General features: G+C 66.9%; 17 protein-coding genes. 3 read left to right on the top strand and 14 right to left on the bottom strand.

The features are described from left to right. Positions 1-612 precede the first annotated feature (612 nt). On the top strand, positions 613-1,233 hold the full coding sequence (locus RR928_RS14910) for a flavin reductase family protein (RefSeq protein WP_332535914.1): 621 nt from the start codon (positions 613-615) through the stop codon (positions 1,231-1,233). Between the two features lie 137 nt (positions 1,234-1,370). On the opposite strand, the gene RR928_RS14905 is transcribed toward RR928_RS14910, so the two are convergent. The 9 genes from RR928_RS14905 to RR928_RS14865 are packed head-to-tail and all read right to left on the bottom strand — an operon-like array spanning position 1,371 to position 12,667. Continuing rightward, positions 1,371-2,525, bottom strand: a complete 1,155-nt coding sequence (locus RR928_RS14905; RefSeq protein WP_332547918.1) for an MFS transporter — start codon at positions 2,523-2,525, stop codon at positions 1,371-1,373. 10 nt (positions 2,526-2,535) lie between these two features. Beyond that, complete coding sequence (locus RR928_RS14900) at positions 2,536-3,663, bottom strand: FAD-dependent oxidoreductase (RefSeq protein WP_332683123.1); 1,128 nt, start codon at positions 3,661-3,663, stop codon at positions 2,536-2,538. A 22-nt stretch (positions 3,664-3,685) separates the two neighbouring features. Then, complete coding sequence (locus RR928_RS14895) at positions 3,686-4,012, bottom strand: Rieske (2Fe-2S) protein (RefSeq protein WP_332535918.1); 327 nt, start codon at positions 4,010-4,012, stop codon at positions 3,686-3,688. Positions 4,013-4,025: 13 nt separating this feature from the next. Continuing rightward, a complete protein-coding gene (locus RR928_RS14890; RefSeq protein ID WP_332535920.1) occupies positions 4,026-4,958 on the bottom strand; it encodes a VOC family protein in 933 nt (310 codons plus the stop codon). 11 nt (positions 4,959-4,969) lie between these two features. Then, complete coding sequence (locus tag RR928_RS14885) at positions 4,970-6,142, bottom strand: alpha/beta hydrolase family protein (RefSeq protein WP_332535922.1); 1,173 nt, start codon at positions 6,140-6,142, stop codon at positions 4,970-4,972. 2 nt (positions 6,143-6,144) lie between these two features. Next, on the bottom strand, positions 6,145-8,562 hold the full coding sequence (locus RR928_RS14880) for an efflux RND transporter permease subunit (RefSeq protein ID WP_332535924.1): 2,418 nt from the start codon (positions 8,560-8,562) through the stop codon (positions 6,145-6,147). Further along, on the bottom strand, positions 8,559-9,629 hold the full coding sequence (locus RR928_RS14875) for a WD40/YVTN/BNR-like repeat-containing protein (RefSeq protein ID WP_332535926.1): 1,071 nt from the start codon (positions 9,627-9,629) through the stop codon (positions 8,559-8,561). Before RR928_RS14875 ends, RR928_RS14880 begins: the two co-directional genes overlap by 4 nt. A gap of 4 nt (positions 9,630-9,633) precedes the next feature. After that, positions 9,634-10,974, bottom strand: coding sequence for a DUF1329 domain-containing protein (locus RR928_RS14870; protein WP_332535928.1), 1,341 nt, complete (start codon positions 10,972-10,974; stop codon positions 9,634-9,636). A gap of 19 nt (positions 10,975-10,993) precedes the next feature. Then, the gene (locus tag RR928_RS14865; RefSeq protein ID WP_332547915.1) at positions 10,994-12,667 is read right to left on the bottom strand and encodes a DUF1302 domain-containing protein; all 1,674 of its coding nucleotides are present in this window, start codon (positions 12,665-12,667) and stop codon (positions 10,994-10,996) included. A gap of 223 nt (positions 12,668-12,890) precedes the next feature. Between RR928_RS14865 and RR928_RS14860 the strand changes: the two genes are divergently transcribed. Continuing rightward, positions 12,891-13,826, top strand: a complete 936-nt coding sequence (locus RR928_RS14860) for a LysR family transcriptional regulator (RefSeq protein WP_332547914.1) — start codon at positions 12,891-12,893, stop codon at positions 13,824-13,826. Positions 13,827-13,987: 161 nt separating this feature from the next. Here RR928_RS14860 and RR928_RS14855 read toward each other — a convergent pair whose 3' ends face one another. The 3 genes from RR928_RS14855 to RR928_RS14845 all read right to left on the bottom strand — a co-directional run bounded on the left by RR928_RS14855 (position 13,988) and on the right by RR928_RS14845 (position 16,651). Next, positions 13,988-14,419 (bottom strand): peptidase dimerization domain-containing protein, encoded by a 432-nt coding sequence (locus RR928_RS14855; RefSeq protein WP_332535934.1) that lies wholly within the window; start codon positions 14,417-14,419, stop codon positions 13,988-13,990. A 21-nt stretch (positions 14,420-14,440) separates the two neighbouring features. Continuing rightward, positions 14,441-16,147, bottom strand: a complete 1,707-nt coding sequence (locus RR928_RS14850) for a peptidase M20 (protein WP_332535936.1) — start codon at positions 16,145-16,147, stop codon at positions 14,441-14,443. Positions 16,148-16,483: 336 nt separating this feature from the next. Continuing rightward, positions 16,484-16,651, bottom strand: coding sequence for a hypothetical protein (locus RR928_RS14845; RefSeq protein WP_332535938.1), 168 nt, complete (start codon positions 16,649-16,651; stop codon positions 16,484-16,486). A 102-nt stretch (positions 16,652-16,753) separates the two neighbouring features. Here RR928_RS14845 and RR928_RS14840 point away from each other — a divergent pair, with 102 nt between their 5' ends. Then, the gene (locus tag RR928_RS14840) at positions 16,754-18,367 is read left to right on the top strand and encodes a methyl-accepting chemotaxis protein (RefSeq protein WP_332535940.1); all 1,614 of its coding nucleotides are present in this window, start codon (positions 16,754-16,756) and stop codon (positions 18,365-18,367) included. A gap of 30 nt (positions 18,368-18,397) precedes the next feature. Here the strand turns inward: RR928_RS14840 and RR928_RS14835 are convergent, their stop codons facing one another. Continuing rightward, complete coding sequence (locus tag RR928_RS14835; RefSeq protein ID WP_332535942.1) at positions 18,398-19,156, bottom strand: response regulator; 759 nt, start codon at positions 19,154-19,156, stop codon at positions 18,398-18,400. Between the two features lie 4 nt (positions 19,157-19,160). Then, positions 19,161-19,825, bottom strand: a 665-nt coding sequence (locus RR928_RS14830; RefSeq protein ID WP_332547913.1) for a response regulator, incomplete at its 5' end; no start/stop codon positions are given.

Raw genomic sequence — 19,825 nt, 5'->3', positions numbered from 1 at the left:
TCGATTCGCGTCGATGAACGCTATGGGCGGGCAGCGAATGATTAATTCGGAGCAGGTCGAATGGCTGATTAGGATCGCAAGCTCCTGTCTGCTGCGCACCTGAAACCTGTCATTGGGCAGTCATCTGCGTCGATGCTCAGATGGCCGGTATGGGACGGTGACCGTTAGGAAGCGGTACAGCTACGAGCAGCGGCAACCGCTGCAAAGCAGTGGTAAGTGTATGAAGACAAGCTTTGCTGGTTGCCGACGGTCATGACTCGCCCGCCGAGTGACCATAGCCTTCCAAACCGGCTATTTAGTAGGTACGGAGGTCAACCTCCAAGACAATAAGTTCGGCCAGAATTGGCCCTATGCAGCCGCAGGAGGGTGTGCATGCTCCGGGCAGTAACTGCTCTCCCAATTCAACGGGATGCCTTCCAAACGCAAAGCCAGACGCTCTTCGTCCGTGATGAGGCGCGAGCGCCGTGCAAATCGGCCATGGCGACGGATGAGACCTCAGGTTTGGAAGACCCCGCTGCAGCCCGACGTCCCCATCACGCCGCTAGACTTGCACCATCGTCCCCGAATGCCGTTGGGCATTTCCCTGCAGGCCTGACGCTAGAACAACCCGCGATGAAAACCGACTCTCATACCTACGAGCCCCGCAATGGGCACGGACTGCCGCACGATCCCTTCAACGCCATCGTCGGCCCGCGGCCGATAGGGTGGATTTCGAGCCGGAGCGCGAGCGGCAGGGTCAATCTGGCTCCCTACAGCTTCTTCAACGCCTTCAACTACGTCCCGCCCATCATCGGCTTCTCCAGCATCGGTTGGAAGGACACGGTGCGCAATATCCAGGAGACCGGCGAGTTCGCGTGGAACCTGGCCACGCGTGAGCTGGCAGATGCCATGAACCAGACCTGTGCGGCCGTCCCGCCGGAGGTCGATGAGTTCGAGCTGGCGGGGCTGGAAGCCGTGGATTCGGAATTGATACGGGTGCCCAGAGTCGCGCAGAGCCCGGTGACCTTCGAATGCCGATTGACCGACATCCACCAGTTGCGCACAGCCAGCCATGAGCTGGTTCCGTCCTGGCTGGTGCTTGGGGAGGTGGTCAAGGTCTACATCGATCATCGGCTGCTCAAGGACGGTGTGTTCGACACGGCCAATGCCGGCGCGATTCTGCGCGCGGGCGGCCCGGCGGACTATTTCTCGATCGGTGAAGCGCAGAAGTTCCGCATGTATCGTCCCAAATAGCAGATCGCATTCACCTCTTCGAGAAAGCCAGGTGAAGGTTGGCTATCAAAGGCAACCCTCAGCCCTGAGCTCACCCTGGATGCGTCGCTGACCGCAGTTTGGCGAGCCAAGCCAAACGCGGCGGATTCCGCTCCGACTCAAGCCAGAGCCCGCTGCCGCGGCGTAGCCCCCGTGGCAGGCAGACGTGAAAAGCACAGCAGCGCGACAACGGCAATGGCCGTGGCGGCGATCGCCAGGCTGCCATAGCCGAATGACTTGACCAGCGTTCCGCCCAGCACCGGGCCTATGGCCGCGCCGGTCATCAGCATCGCCGGCGTCGCGGCCAGCGCGCGCCCGCTGCGGTCGAGTTGCGCCAGCAGGCCGAAGGCAAAGGTGTGCGTGAAGATCATCACCGCAGCGAACACCGAAGCGGCGAGCGCATAGGCGATGAACTGCGTCGACAGCATGATCACGCAGACCAGCAGCGCCTGCAGCGCGGCGCCGCCGAGCAGCACGCGGCGTGCATCCAGGCGCTTTTCGAGCAGCGCGGCCAGCGCGGGCGGAGCGAAGTTGACTATGCCCAGCGCGACCAGCACGCCGGTCACGGCCGCCGCGCCAAAGCCGCGGTCGCTGCCCACGCGCTCGAGAAAGCTGAACGTCATGGCCTGCACCAGGCCCATGCAGGCAATCCCCACGATACCGCACCAGACGACGGCCGGCAGCGGCGCGCGCCCCTGCGCCTGGACGGGCGTGCGCACGGCATCGGCCACCGGGAAAGCCAAGGCGGCGGCCAGCGCCGCCACCACCATCACGCCGCCGAACACCTGGAACAGCACCGGGCCGCCGAGCTGCGCCACCAGCGGCGGCGTCGCGCCCATGAAGGCGATACCGAACACCGCCAGCGCCATGCCCACGATGGCGAACAGCCGGTGCGGACGGCCGCTGCGCGCTATGGTGCCGTGGGTGGCGCTGAGGGCCGCGCCCGAGGCCATGCCGCTGAGCGCGTGCAGCACCGCCAGTGTGGCGAAGTCGCTTGCGCCGGCCGCGACACCGAAGCCCAGCGCCGCCAGGCCAAAGCCCAGCGTTGCCACCAGGCGCCCGTTGAGCCGGTCAAAACGTGAAGCCAGCGCGATGCTGGCCAGCACCGCGCCGCCGAGAAACAGCGAGGCCAGCATGCCCGCCTGCTGCGCATCGAAGCGGTACTGCGCGACCAGCGTGCCGACCCAGACCGGCAAGGCCACGAGGTCGACCATGCCGGCGCAGTGGCCTATCATCAGCGCGCTGCGCCCGCGCCTGGAGTCCGTGGTGATCATGGGCGCCACCTCAGATGGGTTCGGCCAGGGCCATCAGCGAGCTGCGCATGATGTGCGCATGCTCGTCCTTGTCGCCGCCCGCGATCTCGATCTCGCCCAGACGCAACGAGTTCTCGACCACCATGCGGCAACGCTCCCAGCGCCGGGCCTCGAACGCGGCCAGCGCCGCGGGCACGCCCTGCGCAGCGCGCGCCAGTTCCTCGGCCAACACCAGCGCGTCTTCGACGCCGATACAGGCGCCCGACGCCAGATGCGGCGTGGTCGCGTGCACGGTGTCGCCTATCAGCACGATGCGTCCCTGAGACCAGGGCCGGGGCACGAGCAGGCCTTCGAGCGGGCGGAACACGATTTGCGACTGCGCGCCTATCTGCGCGCGTATCTCCTGCAGCGTCGGCGCGGCAAAGCCTTCGAGCAGGCCGCGCAGCCGATCGACGAAGCTCGCGGGATCGACATGGTCGTTGGTCGGCCGCGGCTCGGTGACGAACAGGTACATCTCGGTCTTGGACACCGGGTTGACGCCGGGCTTGACGTGCGGGCCCATCCACATGGTCGCGGTGTCGATTCCGGGCAGGCGCGGCAGCACCGCGCGCCAGACCGCCTGGCCGCTGTACACCGGCTGGGGCGCCTGCGGCAGCAGCGCTGCGCGCACCTTGGAATACAGGCCGTCTGCGCCAATCACCAGGTCGTAGCGGCGGCATTGGCCGTCGGTGAACTCCACGTCCACGCCATCTGCGTCCTGCACGAAGCGCGTGAACGTGCAGCCCAGGCGGATGTCGGCGCCGCTGGCGCGCGTCGCGTCGGCGAGAATGCGCGCCAGCACCGGGCGCAGGATGCCGCCGCCGCCGGGCACATCGGCGCCGGCCAGCCGCGGCGTCGGCAGCTCGGCGACCTGGGGGCCGTGCGGCAGGCACAGCCGCACGCCGTCGGCCGCATGGCCTTGTGCAAGAAAGGCGTCGAGAATGCCCAGCTGGCGGAAAGCGCGCAGCGTCGCTCCGCCCAGGCTGATGCCCGCGCCGTAGTTGCGCCAGCCGGCGTCGATCTCGACGAGATCGACCGCATGGCCCTGCCTGCGCAGTTCGATGGCGGCCGACATGCCGGAAAATCCGCCGCCGATGATGAGAATGCGTTGGCTTGTCATGGTTTGTCTCCAGTTATTGTTTTCAGGGCACCAGGTGCAGGCTGCCGTCGGGATGCACTTCGATCGCCACGGGTGTCAGTGCATCGCCCAGGCAGGGTCCCAGGCTGCAGACACCCGTCAGCGGGTCGAACAGCGCGCCATGCGCGGCGCAGACGATATGCCTGCCGGACGCGTCCAGATAGGCGTCGCGCCGCCAGGGCAAGGGTGTGCCGAGGTGCGGGCAGGCGTCGCGCCAGGCGCGCAGCGCGCTGCCGCGCCGCAGCACGAACACCGTGGCCTGGCCCGCGCCTTCGGTGTCGAAGCCGCGCGCGCCGCCCTCGGGCAGTTCATCAAGATGGCAAAGCCGCATCGCGGGCTCCGCTTCAGTGCGCAGGCTTGGCACCGGGAGGGGGACCGCTGGGCGCCCACTTCTCGCGGTGCTGGAACAGGAACAGCTGCGAGGCATCGGCGCCCATGGGCGCCTCGCGTGCCGACCAGTGCTCGTCATGCCGGTCCATGTCGGCGTCGTACTCCACATGGCAGCCCAGCGGCGAGTTGAAGTACCAGAACCAGTTGCTGCCGAAGCGATGGCGCCCCGGCCCCCAGAAGCTCTGGTAGCCCTTGTCGACAAAGCGCGTGCCGGCGAGCAGCAGCTCGGTCGGGCCGCCCATATGGAAGGTGAAGTGCTCGCAGCCTTTCATGAACGGCGGCGTCTGGATCATGAACAGCGTGTGGTGCTCCTGCGTTCCCGCGGGCCGCAGGAACGGGCCCACGCCGAGGAAGCGGTCGGTGCAGACAAAGCCCAGCCGCGTGTAGAACGCTTCGGCCTTGGCGGCGTCGGGAACGAAATACACCACATGCGACAGCGAGCGCGGCAGCGCGGGCAGGCGGTCGTCGACGGCGGTGACATTGGGCGCGCGCTGCGGCGCGGCGCCGGGCGCATTGATCGCCTCGGCGGCCAGCGCCAGGGGCCGGCGCACGCTGACCTGGAAGGCCAGCGCAAAACCCAGGTCGTCCACGCAGCGCAGCACGCCGCCGTCGCGGCGCACTTCGCGGTCGCGCCGCAGCTCGGCTTCGATCGCGTCGAGCGTGGCCGCGTCGGCGACGCCATAGACGGTCTCGCGCAGCATGCTGGCCGTGCCCATGGCGGGCGCCAGCGTGGCGTCGTCCTTGGCGCGCAGCACTATGCCCGTGCCGTCCAGCGCCTCGAAGAAGTCATTGCCTGCGTCGCGCAGGCCGTAGTCGGTCAGGTATTGCCGGCAGGCCGGCAGGTCGTCGACGCCAAATACCAGTGCATCGGGTCCGAGGATATTCATGGAATGCGCTTTCAGGCCGTGCGGCCCTGCAGGGTTTCGGCGACCCAGTCCGCGATGTACTGGCCGGCGTTGATGCTGTTGTCGAAGCTCGCGTGCTGCACCCCGCCTTCGCGGTCGGTGAAGATCTTGAGTTCGCGCTTGGGGCTGTTGACCAGCTGGTCGTAGGTGCGATGCGCCCACTTGAGCGGAATCTGCGAATCCCGCTCGCCATGCGTGACCAGGAAAGGCACGCGGATCTTCTCGACCACGCCGTCCAGGTGCACATCCTCGGCAATGCGCATGAAGTCATCGATGTCCTTGGCGCCCCAGACCCACTGCACATGGCTCCAGTAGTGCGGCACGGGAAAGCTGCCTTCCTTCTCGAGCCGGCGCTTTTGCACGTCGCGCCAGTCGTGGTTCGCGCCCCAGGCCACGCCGCAGGCAAAGCGCGGCTCCATGGCGACGGCGCGCGGACAGTAGTAGCCGCCCAGCGACACGCCTTCCATGCCTATGCGCTTGGGGTCCACATCGGCGCGCGTCTCGAGCCAGTCCACCACGCGGCTGGCCCAGTGCTCGGTGTCGTAGCGCGCCGTGAGCCCATGCAGGCGCAAGGCCTCGCCCGTGCCGGGCTGGTCGACGATCAGCGAGGACACGCCGCGGCGCGCCAGCCACGCGCACAAGCCCACGCGGTACTTCATCTCCTTGGTCGAATCCAGGCCGTTGATCTGCACCAGCAGCGGGGCCGGGCCCTGCGCCGGTCGGCCGTCCACGCCCAGGGCGCGCACATAGAGTGCCGACAGCACCTTGCCTTCATAGGGAATCTCCACGCGCTCGCAGTTGTCGCCTGCCAGGCGCAGCCCCTTGGCGAACACCTCGAGACAGCGTTCGTACAGTGCCAGCCGGCCCGGCGCGCCATGCGCCTGCAGCCGCTCGCAGGTGATGTAGTAGGCCGCTGCGCGGCCGTATTTCTCGCCTGCGGACAGCAGGCGCCCGCGCGCCTCGTCTTCCGCGGCGAGCTCGCACAGCTTGTCGGCCATGGCCGCCCAGGTGGCGCGAAAGGCCTGCGTGCCCGCGGCGTCGGGCGCCTTGGCGGCCTCCTGCAGCGGCGCGCACATTTCTTCGATCTCGCCTATGCGCGCGCCCATCTCGATGGCCAGATTGACCGACAGATTCCAGACGTAGTTGGTGGGGAAGTACTTGAACATGTTCAATAGTTGGGAGTGAGAAGAGGTGCCGGCATCGCTGCCGGCCGGGACACCGGCAGCAAGGCCGGCTTGAGAAGGAAATGCGCGAGCGCGGGCAGCAGCACCAGCGCGCCGACCATGTTCCAGAGGAACATGAAAGCCAGCAGCAGGCCCATGTCGGCCTGGAACTTGATCGGGCTGGCGACCCAGGTGATCACGCCCACGGCCAGCGTCACGCCGGTCAGCATCACCACCTTGCCGGTGAACAGCAGCGCGCGGTGGTAGGCCGCAGCCAGGCTCTGGCCGCGGCGCAGCTCGGCCAGCGTGACCGACAGGATGTAGAGCGCGTAGTCCACGCCTATGCCCACGCCCAGCGCGATCACGGGCAGGGTCGCGACCTTGACGCCCATGCCCAGAGCGACCATCAGCGCTTCGGCCAGCAGCGAAGTGATGACCAGCGGCAGCACCGCGACCACCACCGCGCGCCAGGAACGGAACGTGACCAGGCACAGCAGCGCCACGGCGCCATAGACCAGCAACAGCATCTGCCGCCAGGCGTCGCGCACCACGATATTGGTCGCGGCCTCGATGCCGGCCGAGCCCGCGGCCAGCAGGAACTCGGACTGCGGGCCGTTGTTCTCGCGGGCAAAGGCCTCGACATGGGCCACCACGCGCGCCAGCGTGTCGGCCTTGTGGTCGCGCAGGTAGGCATAGACCGTGAGCAGCGAGCAGGCGTCGTTGTAGAGGCCGCGCGGCGCGCTGGCCGTGGCGGTGTTGAGCATGTCCTGGTTGGGGACGAACTCGTACCACTTGGGATTGCCCTCGTTGAGGCCCGCCAGCACGCGCCGGTTGAGCAGCGCCAGGGTGTTGGTCGACTCGACGCCGTCGAGCTGGCGCAGCTGCCACTCGAGCGCGTCCACCTTGTTGAGCGTCTCGTAGTTCGCGCACTGGCCCGGCGGCGTGCGCACCATCACCGCGAGCATGTCGCTGGACGCGCCATAGGCCGCGTTGAGATAGGCGACATCGCGGTTGTAGCGGCTGCCTTCGCGCAGCTCGGGCGCTCCCGGGTCGAGATCGCCGATCTTGAGCTGGGTGCTGGCCGCAAAGCCCGCCACGCCCAGCACCAGGCCTGCGGTCACGGCCGCCGCGGCCCAGCGCCTCTCGGTGAAGCGCGTGAGCAGCGTCCACAGCCGGGCGCCCGCGGCAGCGCCTTCTTCGGCGCGCAGACTGCGTGCCGCGGCGCGCGCGCTGACCCCCGTATAGCTCAGCAAAATGGGCAGCAGGATCAGATTGGTGAAGATCAGCACGCCCACGCCCAGCGACGCGGCGATCGCGAGTTCGCGGATCGCCTGGATGTCGATCACCAGCAGCACCGCAAAGCCCACGGCGTCGGCAACCAGCGCCGTGAGGCCGGCGAGGAACAGCCGGCGGAACGTGAACCGCGCGGCCACGAGCTTGTCGGCGCCGCGGCCTATGTCCTGCATGATGCCGTTCATCTTCTGCGCGCCATGGCTCATGCCGATGGCAAACACCAGGAACGGCACCAGGATCGAATAAGGATCCAGCACGAAGCCCAGCAGCGGCAGCAGGCCCAGCTGCCAGACCACCGCGATCAGCGAGGCCAGCACCACCAGCAGCGTGGAGCGCAGGCAGCGGGTGTACCAGTAGACCATGGCCGTGGCGATGGCCACGGCCAGCGCGAAGAACAGCAGCACCGCGCGCACGCCGTCGATCAGGTCGCCCACCAGCTTGGCAAAGCCCGTGATGTGAATGGTCACGCCCTCGCGCTCGAACTGGCTGCGCAGCGCCTCGAGCTGCTCCGACAGCCGCGCATAGTCGATGGCCTTGCCCTCGGCGTCCTTGGCCAGCAACGGCACGAAGATCACCGAGGAGCGCGCGTCGCGCGCCACCAGCTGGCCGATCTCGCCCGAACGCGCAACGTTGGCTGCGAGCTGCTGCAGGCTGGCCTGGCCGCCGTCGAAACCGTCGGGTATCACCGGCCCGCCTTCGAGGCCGTCTTCGGTCACGCCGAACCAGCGCGTGGTCGGCGTCCACAGCGACTTCATTGCCACGCGGTCCACGCCAGGCAGCAGGAAGACCGCATCGGTCAGGCGGCGCAGCGTATCGAGGTAGGCGGCGTCGTAGATGCCGCCCTCGGGGCCTTGCGGCCGTGCGACGGCGATGCGCACCGCATTGCCCAGGCCGCTGAGTTCGGTCTGGTGCGCCAGATAGTTGGCGATATAGGGATGGCCCGTGGGAATGGTCTTCTCGAAGCTGGCCTGCAGCTGCAGCCGCGTGGCCTGCCAGCCCAGCACCAGCGTCACCAGCGCGCACAGCACGACCACCAGCAGCCGGTGGTTGAACAGCAGACGCTCGACGACCGATCCCGAGCGCGTATCGAAGCGCGCTGCCGTTGGAACAGGGGAGGAGGACGGCATCATGGTTTGCCTCCGCGCACTGCGTGGATACCGCCTACGCCCAGGCCCAGCAGCTGCCGGCCCGAAGCGACCAGGCCGGCCAGCGGCGCCTGGGGCGCATGGTCCAGCGCCTGGAGTTCGGCGCCCTGCAGACGCAGCACCTGGCCGGCCTGATTGGCCAGCAGCACTTCGCTTTCCATCGCAAGCGAAGCGGTGATGGAAGCGGGACGCGGATTGGCGATCTGCGCCCAGGCGTTGCCGCCATCGACGCTGCGCCAGACATTGCCGCGCAGGCCGGCGAGCAGCAGTTCCCGGCCCGATATCTCGGCCGTGAACCAGCTGCCCTGGTAGGGGCTGGCCAGGGCCTCGAAGCTGTGCCCGTTGTCGCCCGAGCGCAGCAGCAGGCCTTGTTCGCCCGCGAGCACCACGGTATCGCCGCTGCGGCGCGCGACATAGAAGTGCATGGCCTTGGGATTGGGCAGGCGCCCCATCCAGGGCGTCCAGCTCTGGCCGCCGTCGTCGGTGGCGAATGCCAGGCCGAAAGCGCCGACGGCCAGATAGCGCCTGGCGTCCCAGAGCAGCACGTCCAGAAACGGCTTGTCCGCGCCTTCGGCCACAAGGCGTTCAGCGTCGCGCATGGCCGCGGCATCGCCGCCGCGCTGCGCAGCTTGCAGCGCGAGCTGCGCCAGACGCAGGCCGTCGAGCCGGCGCGTCCAGGTGTCGCCGCCATCGCTGCTGGTCAGCACCGTGCCGCCGTGTCCCACGGCCACTCCATGGCGCGCATCGGCAAAGCGCACCGCCGTCAGCGTGACGCTGGTGGGCAGCGCCACCTGGCGCCATTGCGCGCCGCCGTCGTCGGAGACGATCAGCACGCCGCGCTCGCCCACGGCCACCGTGCGCTGGCCCGCGCTGGCCGCGCCCAGCAGCACGGCCGCCGCCGGGCGTTGCACCATCACTGCGGGGCGTTCAGCGGCCGCGCCCACCGGCGCCGCAGGTGTCGCGGCGCCGGCGCCGACCATCAGGCCGGCGCAAAAGGTCGCGGCTGCGCTCGCGCGCCAGGTCGGCGCGCTGGAGAAGAAAGTGAACATCATGGCCTCAGCGCAGGCCTTCGCCGGCCATGGCTTCGGCGGTGAAGTGCGAGTCGGCGCGGCGCGGCACGATGCGGTAGTGCTGCTTGCGCTCGTTGACCACGCCGCTGGCGTACCAGGCGCCGCTGATCAGGTCGTTGAAACCCCATTGCTGCTGCGGCGTGGTCGCCGGCAGATCGGGCATCACCACCGGATGGGACCAGACGGTCTTCCACAGCTGGCCCTTGGCGTCCCAGCGGTCGGCAAGCACCGCGACCCAGGTGTCCTCGTCTATGTAGTAGCGCGAGCGCGCGGCCTGGTGGCGCTGGCCGGGCTTGAGCGTGGCCTCGAGCACCCAGACGCGGTGCAGCTCCCAGCGCACATGGTCGGGGTTGAGGTGATTGGCCATCAGCAGCTCGCTGTCCTTCTCGGGCTGGTGCATGCGGTTGCTGTTGTAGGGAATCAGCATTTCGCGCTTGCCGACGATCTTCCAGTCGTGGCGGTCGGTGCGCCCGCTCAGCACGTCGACCTCGTCGAAGCTCGCGACGCCGCTGGAAGCCGGCGTGGGCGTGTCGCAGCAGGCGTTGGGCAGCTTGCGCACGCGGCGCTGGCCCGTGAGGTAGACCCAGTTCGCGGTCTTGTCCTGGTCCACGTTCTGCCGGCCCACCAGGGCTTCGCCGGCGCGCACCGCCGGGCCCGAGTTGAGCATGCGAATCATCCAGTACTCGCCGTTGTACTTCGCTTCCTGGCCCTGGGCGTAGTACGGCATCTGGAAGTCGCCCGTGGCTTCGACCGACAGCACGCTCTGACCGTTGGCCGTGCCAAGATAGCCGCGGAAATCGGTCTGCCAGGCTTCGCCGCGCCAGTGCATCTCGTGGTTGGCGATGATTTCCTTGGCGGTCTTGGGAATGGGAAACGGAATGCCGCCGAACGCGTCGCGCAGGATTTCGCCGTCCAGCCTGGCCGAGGTCGCGTTCTTGAACGTGTTGTCGTAGACCCATTGCGGCGCGGCCGCGGTGCGCAGCGTCTTGTAGACATCGATGCGAAACGTCGGATACTTCTTCAGCAGCGCCTGCGTGCCATCGGTCAGCTTGTCGGCATGCTGGGCCATGTTGGCGGCGTTGATCACGTACTGCGGCTTGTCGCCGGCGAATGGGTCGCCGCGGCGCCCGCCGTTCTTGAAGCCAGGCATGGCCGTGGTGTAGCCGCCGGTCCAGGCGGGAATGGAGCCGTCCTTGTTGCCCGCGCGCTCGGCGCCCAGGGGCGTGAGTTCGGTCTTGAGCCTCGCGGCCTCTTCGGGCGTGGCGCCGGCCTGGGCGCCCAGCGCCGCCATCAGCAGCACGGCGGCGGCAATCGTTGAATGCTTCATGTCTGTCTCCGGGTAATTCTTAGAAAGTCGTGCGCAGCGAGAGGCTCAGGAAGTTGCGGTCCTTGAGCGACTGGCGGAACTGGGCGTTGTTGTTGTTGTCCAGCGTCGGGCCTTCCTTGCCCAGGTAGTGCACGTAGTTCAGCGAGCCGGTCCATTTGCCCAGGTAGACCCCCGCCAGGCCGATGTTGAAATCGCCGCCCTTGTCGACGCCGAAGCCCGGGCCCACGGCGGATGAACGGCCCCAGCCATAGCCGATGCCCACGCTGGGCGTGAGGTCCAGCCCGGGCAGCACCTGGCGGTACGACGGCGCGTAGACCATGCGCAGCGCCGTGGCGTCGCGGTCGGTGTTCGGGTTGAGCATCTGCGCGTTCTGCGTGACCTTGAGCCGGCGGTTCCAGGCGATCTCGCCCAGAAAGCTGGCTTCACGCGCGATGAAGCTGGGCCCCAGGCTCGCGAGCCAGGAGAACTGCGCGTGTCCGGTCTCGCCCACGGCATAGCCCGGGTTATCGCGGTTGTCGTAGCGCGTGCCCACGCCTATGGCGGGAATGACCGACAGCCCGCTGCTGGACAGCGGCGCATTGCGGCGCAGCGACATCTCGCCGGCCAGGCCCCATTCGCCCACGGTCTTGGCAAAGCTCGCGCCGAACGCGCTCACGCCTTCGTGGTAGACCCAGCGGTAGCTGCTCGCGCGCAGCGCCGGCGGCGCGCCGCTGAGCGTGTTCCAGATGTTGCTGGGCGTGCTCGCGTGGTAGCGGATGGCGTAAAAGCCCAGATCGGTGTCGATCGCGTCCACGCGCCAGCGCAGCTGCAGCCCGCCCTGGCCGCCGTCGCGCGCATCGAGATCGGCCTGGCGCACGAACGTGCCCGTGGGGCCGGCATTGATGCGCTCCGCGCCCGGGCCCATCGCGTCGCTGGCAGACAGATAGCTGCCCACGGGCGCGAGCCGGGTCTTTTGCCACTCGTAGGACCAATACGCGCCCACGGCGACATCGCTGGACAGCTGCACCTGGCCCGAGAGCTTTCCCGTGGGGCGCACGGTTTCCTTGAACTGCGAGTTCGGCACCGACAACAGCTTGATCAGATCGAGCGGCGCCTGGCCGCCCGCGATGCCGTTGACGCCGAAGAACAGGCTCTCGCCCCACAGCAGCGTGTGCCGGCCCAGGCGCACGGTCGCGGGCCTGTCGGCCAGGTCGAACTTGCCGAACACGAAGGCGTCGAGCACTTCGGCCTTTCGGCCCATCAGCGAACGCGTGTCCGACGTGAATTCGCTGGCCGGCGCATGGTTGGCGCTGATGCCGGGGTTGTCGGTGGCGCGGTGGTAGACCGTGTCGTACCAGGCCGCGGCGCTGATGCGCCCGCCCCAGTTGCGGCCGGTCACATCGAGCTCGCTGAGCAGATCGACGCGGTTGGAGACCAGTCCCTTGCCGAAGTTGTTGTCGCCATCGTCCTGGTTGAGGTTGTTGGCGCCGATCACGCCCGCCGGCCCGAACTGCGTGCTCGACAGCCCCGGCGAACGGTCCTTGAGCCGCAACGCATTGCTGTACTTGAGCGTGTTGTCCCAGCGGATCTTGAGGTCGGGATTGCCGGTATCGAACTCGAAGGCCTGGCTCGCGCCGCTGGCCAGCAGCGCGGCCGCGGCGGCTGCCAGGGTGCGCGCCGCCCCGGCGTGGCGAAGGGATGGAATCGTGGACATGGAAGGGTTTGTCTCCGTTGCATGGGGCCTTGCAGGCCGGACATCGGCGGGCACTTTGGAGTGCGCTCGAACCGCGTTTTTTCTAGTAGTGCGGCGAGTGTAGGAAGCGGCTTGCATACTGGAAAATGGTTTGAATCCATCCCTGCCATCGACGGCGCAAATACTTTTCGGGTTAACCCGCGACTTGCGCACAGCCAGTACGATGCGGCCCGAGGAGACCCCGATGCGCTTCAACAAACTTGATCTCAACTTGCTGGTGGCACTCGACGTGCTGCTGATCGAAGCCAGCATCAGCCGCGCGGCCGAACGGCTGCACATGAGCCAGTCGGCCATGAGCAATGCGCTGGCCCGGCTCAGAGACTATTTCGACGATGAACTGCTGGTGCAGGTGGGCCGGCGCATGGAGCTGACGCCGCGCGCCGAAGTGCTCAAGGACACGGTGCGCGACGTGCTGCTGCGCATCGACAGCTCGGTCGCGGCCAAGCCCGAGTTCGTGCCCGCCAAATCCGACCGCGAGTTCCGCATCTTCGTCTCGGACTTCACGCTGGCCACGCTGATTCCGCATGTGCTGGCGCGCGCCCATGCGCAAGGCCCCGACATCCGCTTCTCGCTGCTGCCCCAGGTGCTCGAGCCCACGCGTTCGCTGGACCGCGCCGAGGTCGACATGGTGGTGATGCCCAGCGAATACTGCTCGGCCAGCCACCCGACCGAAGACCTGTTCAGCGAGCGCTTCCAGTGCGTGCTGTGGCGCGACAGCCGGCTGGCGCAAGGCGATCTGAATCTGGAGCGCTATGTCGCGGCCGGCCATGTGCTCACGCTGCCGCCCGCGACCAACGCGAGTTCGCTGGAAGACGGGCTGTTCAAGCGCCATGGGCTGGAACGCCGCATCGATGTCACCAGCTTCAGCTTTGCCTGCGCGCCCGCCCTGGTGGTCGGCACCGAGCGCGTTGCGACCATCCACAGCCGGCTTGCGCGCCAGGCGGCGCGCCACCTGCCCATCGTGGTGCGCGAAGTGCCGGTGGCGCTGGGCGAGATGCGCCAGGCCATGCAGTGGCACCGCTATCGCACGCGCGATCCCGGCATCGAATGGCTGCGCCGCGTGTTCCACGACGCGGTGCGCGACATGGATGCGGCAGATTCCGTGCTGCTGGGCGGCTGAGCGCCGCGCATGCACTCAGTCGGCGCTGGCCCCCTATGCCTTGACGATACGGCCCCATGCCAGCGCCGGCCGCATTTTTGCCCAGACCGGCCACGAAAAATGCCAGTCAGCCGCGCACTGACCGGCATTTGCCTGCAGCGCCCGCGCTCACGGGCAGGCGGTCATTGCGGCTTGACCGCGTAGCGTATGTCCGCCGGCGCGCCCGCCGTCAGGTCGCCGGCCTTGACATTGCGGAAGGCGTTTTCTGCCGCGGCGCCGGCCTTCGCGGACTCGGTCACCTTGGCCAGGAAGTCGCCGGCCGACACCCCCGACTGGGCGTTGAGCGTGGCGACGAACTTGCCGTCGGACGCAATCGAGTTGACCGAATTGCCGCCCGTCAGATCGGTCACGGCATAGCTGCCTGCAGGCAGTCCCGATTTCTGCAGCGCCATCACCGCGCGCGCTGCCGCGTGCAGGGCGCTGGTGCGGCCGTAGTTGCTGCTGCTGTGGCCTCCCGGGCCCTGGAACTCGACCAGCACGGAGCTTTGCGCATGCGCGAGCCCGGCGCCTGCGGCCATGGCGGAAAAGACAAGGGTAGAGATCAGTTTTTTCATGGTGTCACCTCTTGTTCTGGCTTACTTCACGTCGCGGGTGCGCACGCCGATGGGATCGAGCGCCGGGGCAATGACGCCGCCGTCGGCGAGGTTGTAGCCCGAGGCGATCAGCACGGCGGTCAGCGCGCGCTGGATGCGCTGCGTCTCGCGCGCCGGATCGCCCTTGGTGCCCCATTCCCAGAAGGCATGGGTGCCGCCGCTGGCCACATTGGAGGCCAGCGACCAGTTGTAGGTCGGCACACCGGTGTTGGCCGGCACGTTGTCGTTCAGGCTGCTCGAGCCTGTGGGCACCTTGGCCACCTCGTCCACGCCCACGCTCTTGGCCGCCTGCCAGCCGGCCTGCAAGGCGATGTTGGCCGTATTGCCATTGACGAAGGCCGGACGCAGGCCATACCAGACCTGTTCCAGGCCGACCGCGTCGCCCGCGCCATCGGCCTTGCCGTAACGCGCGTTTTCCGCCGCGACGCCGGCCTTGAAGGTGGGTTCGATGCCGCTGCGGATTTCATTGAGCGTATCGGTGCGCTCGCTGCGCATGTCCACCAGCAAGGTACAGCTCGGTATCACGCTGCTGCCCGCGGCCGGCGCCTCGCAACTCGACTGGCCCACGGTGTAGGTCGTCTTCACCGCATCGGTGCGCAGCTCGGAAGGCGTCTTCAGATCGGCAATCCTGGCAATGGTTGCGGCCATGGCTTCGACCGCGCTCGGGCCATTGCCGGCAATCGCGGGCGCCTTGAACTTCATCTCGAAACGATAGCTGCCCGTGAAGTTGATCGCACCGCCGCCTTCGGAGCCGAAATTGGCCACGATGTTCAGCGGATTCGAACCCGTGCCCTTGTCCTGGTCGAAACCATAGAGCTGCTTCATCCCGGCCAGATTGCCCTTGCCTTCTTCGCCCGCCGTGCCGCAGATCCACACGTCGTACACGGGCTTGATCCGGTATTTCTTGAACATCTGCGCCAGGGTGAACAGGCTGGAGGTATTGCCCATCGCGTCGGAGTAGCCGGGCACATACATACGCACCGCACCGCCCTGGCGGGCCGCGGTTTCGGTCGCGAACCAGCGGCTGGCTGCCGCGTAGTTGGCGTCCTCCACAATGCGTCCGCGGTCGTCGAAAGCCAGCTCGCGCGAAATGGCGGCCAGCTCCTCGGGCGTGTTGACCACGGCTTCGGTCATGGGCTGCAGCTTGATCGGCAGGAAAGGCTTGCTCGCCGGCGGCAACACCTCGGGATTGACCACGTCGATGTGCGACTCGATCAGCACCTTGGGGTATTGGCCGTTGTATGCCTTGGCGCCGGGCGAGCTCGAGTAGCTGCCCTTGATCTCGACACAGGCGTTGTACACCGGCAGACCGTCCACGATCTGCACGTCCGAGCCCGGAAGATTGCCGTCGGCGCGGGTTTTGACCTCGCTCGCGGCAAAACCCCATTCGGCGACCATGCGGCGATGCACTTCCGCCGCCATGCGGTGCTCGTAGCGCGAGGGCGAAGCGATGCGCACCAGCTCCATGTGCTGGTTGAAGCGCGCCTTCTCGCTGGCCGGCGTTTTCAGATCCGCCACGATGGCCTGGATGTTCTTGTCCGCCACGAGCTTCTGCGCTGCCGCGGAAATTGCCGGATCGATGGCGGGAACGCCATCGACGATGCTGGTGGACTTGGGGGTGGTGTTTTCGCTGGCGTTGTCGCCGGAACCTCCGCCGCCGCACGCGCTCAACAGCAGGGCTGTCGACATGGCGTAAAACAGAGGTGCCCGGTTCAAGGTTGGCTGGCTGATCATGCTGGTTACTGCTCCCGAGAAAGTGCCTGCATAGGGATCCCCGCCATGAGATCCGCAATGCATTGGTGCATTTCCTGATGAATCCATGCCGGGACGTTTTTGCCTTATCGATAGTGCGCCGGCCTGGCAACGAACCGCTGTCGCCAAAATGTCTCTCTAAGGGGAAACCATGGATGGGCAGCGCAGCAGTGGTGCGCTGGGCGCTGGGCGCAGCCCCGAGGCCTCAGACGCTGCAGGCCATCTAGGACGCACGCATCGCGCAGCAGAACCTGGCCCTGCCGCGAGTGCAAGTCATCCCTCATTCCCGATGGGCGCGATCGGGAGACCGGCAGGCCCATGCACTGCGAGCAGCCCGGCGGCGATTTCTGGCATCGCAGCGCCTTCGATGGTCTCGGAAAAGCGGAAAAGCGCCGCCAATACTGCAGACATCAACGGCTTCAAAAAAATCATACCCAACATAATTATCAGAAACTTGTTTCATTTTCACCGAAATTCGGATGTAATTCGCCATGCGGCCCTGGCCCCGAATCCGCCGCTACGCCTCCAACTTCATAGGCCTACATGCGCAAAAACCTACCTATCACCCAGCAGGAGTTCACCCTTTCCGCAAATGACACTCTGGTGTCCGTGACAGACCTCAAGGGAAGGATCACCTATTGCAACAATGCGTTCATCCATGTGAGCGGCTTCCAGCGGGAGGAGCTGCTGGGTCAATCCCATAATCTGGTCCGGCATCCCGACATGCCTTCGGAGGCATTCCGCGACATGTGGGAGACGATACAGTCCGGCTTGCCGTGGACGGGCTTCGTCAAGAACCGCCGCAAGGATGGAGACCATTATTGGGTGCAGGCGAACGCGACTCCCATGATGAACGGCAACCAGATCACGGGATTTCTGTCGGTGCGAACCGTTCCCAGCCGGGAAGAAGTGCGGGCCGCCGAGGCGCTGTATGCGCAGTTGAGGTCCGGGCAGGAAACGGGAAAGACGAATCTGGGACTGCGGGGCGGCCATGTGGTGCACAAGGGGCTGGCCGGATGGCTCAGGCGCCTGGTCCAGCCCTCCCTGGCTGTCAAGCTGATGCTCACCCAGGCGGCGGCCATGGCCACCGTGGTCGCAGCGCATTTTCTGGGCGCTCCGGGATACGCGCTGCTGGGCGCCGCGGCACTGGCGCTGATGGCCAGTGCATTTCTCATCCAGGCCTTTGCCGTCCAGCCGCTGCACCGCCTGGTCAAGGATGCGAACCGCCTCGCAGCGGGCGACTTGTCGTGCAGCGTTGAAACCGGAGCCGCCGACGTGGTGGGGCGTCTGCAACAGGCATTGAATCAACTGAGCGTGAACCTGTGCACGGTGGTGAGCGACGTGCGCCAGGAAGTGAGCCATCTGGACGTGGCGGTGCAGGAAATCGCCTCGGGAAACAACGATCTATCCTCCCGCACCGAGACACAGGCCAGCAGCCTGGAGCAGACGGCAGCCTCGATGGAGGAAGTCAACGGCACCATCCAGAACAGCGCCACTTCGGCGAGCCATGGCGCTCAGATGGCCCGAGACACCACCGAGATCGCCCGCAACGGCGATGCAGCGGTCAAGCATCTTGCCGACACCATGGAAGGCATAGCCGCGTCGTCCAGGCGCATCGAGGACATCATCCAGTTGATAGAAGGCGTGGCATTCCAGACCAACATCCTGGCTTTGAACGCTGCGGTGGAAGCGGCCCGGGCGGGAGACCAGGGACGCGGCTTTGCGGTGGTGGCGTCCGAAGTGCGCGCACTGGCGCAGCGCACGGCAGCCGCGGCCAAGGACATCAAGCAACTCATCAGCGAGTCGGGCACGCGCGTTACGGCGGGCGTCACCAGCGCCGCACAGGCGCGCGAGCGCATGCAAGCCGTCGTGCAATCGATAGGCCAGGTGAACGTCTTGCTCGACGAGATCAGCACTGCCGCAGGCGAGCAGCAGGTGGGGATATCCCAGATCAACGAAGCGGTGGCCCACATGGACTCCATCACGCAACAGAATGCGGCCATGGTGGAAGAGCTCGCAGCTGCGGCGCAATCGGTCCATGGCCAGGTGCAAAGCGTCAGCAACTCCATGCGCCTGTTCCGCTTGGGGGCCAACGAGGTCTCGCTGTCTCAACTCGATGCGGTAACCTTGCGCCGCGCCGGCAAGGCCGGAGATTGAGCCAAGCCTACCCGCTTCCCGCTCGCGAGATTAGGCCAAGCCGCCGTTGAGCAGCCGGGCGCGCAGTTTTCCCCAGGCGATGGCCGCGGCCTGGGCATCACCTTCGGCGGCCCGCGATTCCAGCGCCTTTGCGGTCCTGCCGTCCTGGGCCCAGCCCAGGGTGCAAAACACGGTGGACAGACTGTGCGACAGGCGCTGCAGCGCCGGGAGATCGCCCGACCGCAGTGCGGCGTCGCCCACCGCCAGATCGTTGGCAAACTGCGCGAGGCACTTGGCGCGATAGGCCAGGAACAGTGCCGTATTACCGTCGAAATACGCAGCGATCGCCGCGTCTTCAGAACTATCCAAGCCCGGCGCGGGCGGCGCAACTGCGGACTGGCTCGCAGGAGAGTCAGAACGCTGCGCAAGCGCATCGCTCACGCAGGCGAGCAGTTGGACCACGGATGCCGGCTTGCTCAACACGCGCCACACGCCGCGGCCTTCCAGCTCTGCGGGCTTGCCAGCGCCCAGGCCGGCGCTGAAGATCACCACCTTGGCGCCGGCCACAAGCGCGGGCTCGGCATGCAAGCGATCGAGCAGATCGTAGCCCGACAAGCCGGGCAGCATCAGATCGGAAATGATCAGTTGCACCGGGCCGTCCTTGAGCACAGCGAGCGCGCTTTCCACATCGGTGCACACGGTCAGCTCCAGCCCCTGGTCTTCCAATGCCATCTCGATGAAGCGCGCGATGGAAACATCGTCCTCCACAAGCAGCACGCGCGCCAGCGCTGCGCCAGGCTCTTTCGTCATGGGTTTACTCCTCGCGCACAGAAGACTGCCGCGCTTCCAGGCTCTGGGCAAGAAGCGCGGGCAGTTCGGCCACCAAGCGTGGCTTGTAGATGACATTGACGCCCTGCAATGCGAATGCATACGGAGCGCGCTGGGCTTCATCCAGCGAGGTCACGACGATCAACTGGCTCTTGGCGAACTGGGGATGCGAGCGCAGCGTGGTGATGAGGGTGCCGCCATCGATGCCGGGCAGCAGGATGTCCACAATCAGGATATCGGGCTGGATCTGGCCGTACATGGCCAGCCCCGTGATTCCATCATTCGCAATGTGCAACTGCCACTGTGGAAAGTGTTGCGTCACCAGCAGGGACACCAGGTTCTGGAAGTGTATGGAATCCTCGATCAGCAGCACATGCATTGCGCCAGCTACCGCCGTCTTGACCGCGTGAGGCGGCTGTGCCGACGCGACCGCCGAGCGCACAGTCCCTTGCACCGCGGGATCGGCTGCCTGCGTCTCCTCGCCGGCGCGCGCGCGCAAACACTGCTCCACCGACTGACGCGAAATGCGCCGGTGGCCCCCCGGAGTCTTCCACGCCTGCAGTTCGTTGCGGTCCACCATCAGTTGCACGGAGCGCACGGCCAGCCCGAGCATACGCGCAGCTTCGAAGGTGGTGAGCTGGTCTGACGCAG

It is taken from the genome of Comamonas sp., assembly GCF_036666375.1.
Taxonomy (GTDB): domain Bacteria; phylum Pseudomonadota; class Gammaproteobacteria; order Burkholderiales; family Burkholderiaceae_C; genus Comamonas.
Note: the sequence above shows the minus strand (reverse complement) of the source record. Positions and strands in the feature narration are given on the sequence as shown.

What these genes read in the sequence shown, in the direction of transcription:
- RR928_RS14875 (WP_332535926.1), bottom strand. Translation starts at nt 9,629, where the DNA reads ATGATGTTCACTTTCTTCTCCAGCGCGCCGACCTGGCGCGCGAGCGCA.
- RR928_RS14880 (WP_332535924.1), bottom strand. Translation starts at nt 8,562, where the DNA reads ATGATGCCGTCCTCCTCCCCTGTTCCAACGGCAGCGCGCTTCGATACG.
- RR928_RS14895 (WP_332535918.1), bottom strand. Translation starts at nt 4,012, where the DNA reads ATGCGGCTTTGCCATCTTGATGAACTGCCCGAGGGCGGCGCGCGCGGC.
- RR928_RS14900 (WP_332683123.1), bottom strand. Translation starts at nt 3,663, where the DNA reads ATGACAAGCCAACGCATTCTCATCATCGGCGGCGGATTTTCCGGCATG.
- RR928_RS14835 (WP_332535942.1), bottom strand. Translation starts at nt 19,156, where the DNA reads ATGACGAAAGAGCCTGGCGCAGCGCTGGCGCGCGTGCTGCTTGTGGAG.
- RR928_RS14910 (WP_332535914.1), top strand. Translation starts at nt 613, where the DNA reads ATGAAAACCGACTCTCATACCTACGAGCCCCGCAATGGGCACGGACTG.
- RR928_RS14860 (WP_332547914.1), top strand. Translation starts at nt 12,891, where the DNA reads ATGCGCTTCAACAAACTTGATCTCAACTTGCTGGTGGCACTCGACGTG.
- RR928_RS14905 (WP_332547918.1), bottom strand. Translation starts at nt 2,525, where the DNA reads ATGATCACCACGGACTCCAGGCGCGGGCGCAGCGCGCTGATGATAGGC.
- RR928_RS14885 (WP_332535922.1), bottom strand. Translation starts at nt 6,142, where the DNA reads ATGTTCAAGTACTTCCCCACCAACTACGTCTGGAATCTGTCGGTCAAT.
- RR928_RS14855 (WP_332535934.1), bottom strand. Translation starts at nt 14,419, where the DNA reads ATGAAAAAACTGATCTCTACCCTTGTCTTTTCCGCCATGGCCGCAGGC.
- RR928_RS14840 (WP_332535940.1), top strand. Translation starts at nt 16,754, where the DNA reads ATGCGCAAAAACCTACCTATCACCCAGCAGGAGTTCACCCTTTCCGCA.
- RR928_RS14870 (WP_332535928.1), bottom strand. Translation starts at nt 10,974, where the DNA reads ATGAAGCATTCAACGATTGCCGCCGCCGTGCTGCTGATGGCGGCGCTG.
- RR928_RS14865 (WP_332547915.1), bottom strand. Translation starts at nt 12,667, where the DNA reads ATGTCCACGATTCCATCCCTTCGCCACGCCGGGGCGGCGCGCACCCTG.
- RR928_RS14845 (WP_332535938.1), bottom strand. Translation starts at nt 16,651, where the DNA reads ATGTTGGGTATGATTTTTTTGAAGCCGTTGATGTCTGCAGTATTGGCG.
- RR928_RS14850 (WP_332535936.1), bottom strand. Translation starts at nt 16,147, where the DNA reads ATGTCGACAGCCCTGCTGTTGAGCGCGTGCGGCGGCGGAGGTTCCGGC.
- RR928_RS14890 (WP_332535920.1), bottom strand. Translation starts at nt 4,958, where the DNA reads ATGAATATCCTCGGACCCGATGCACTGGTATTTGGCGTCGACGACCTG.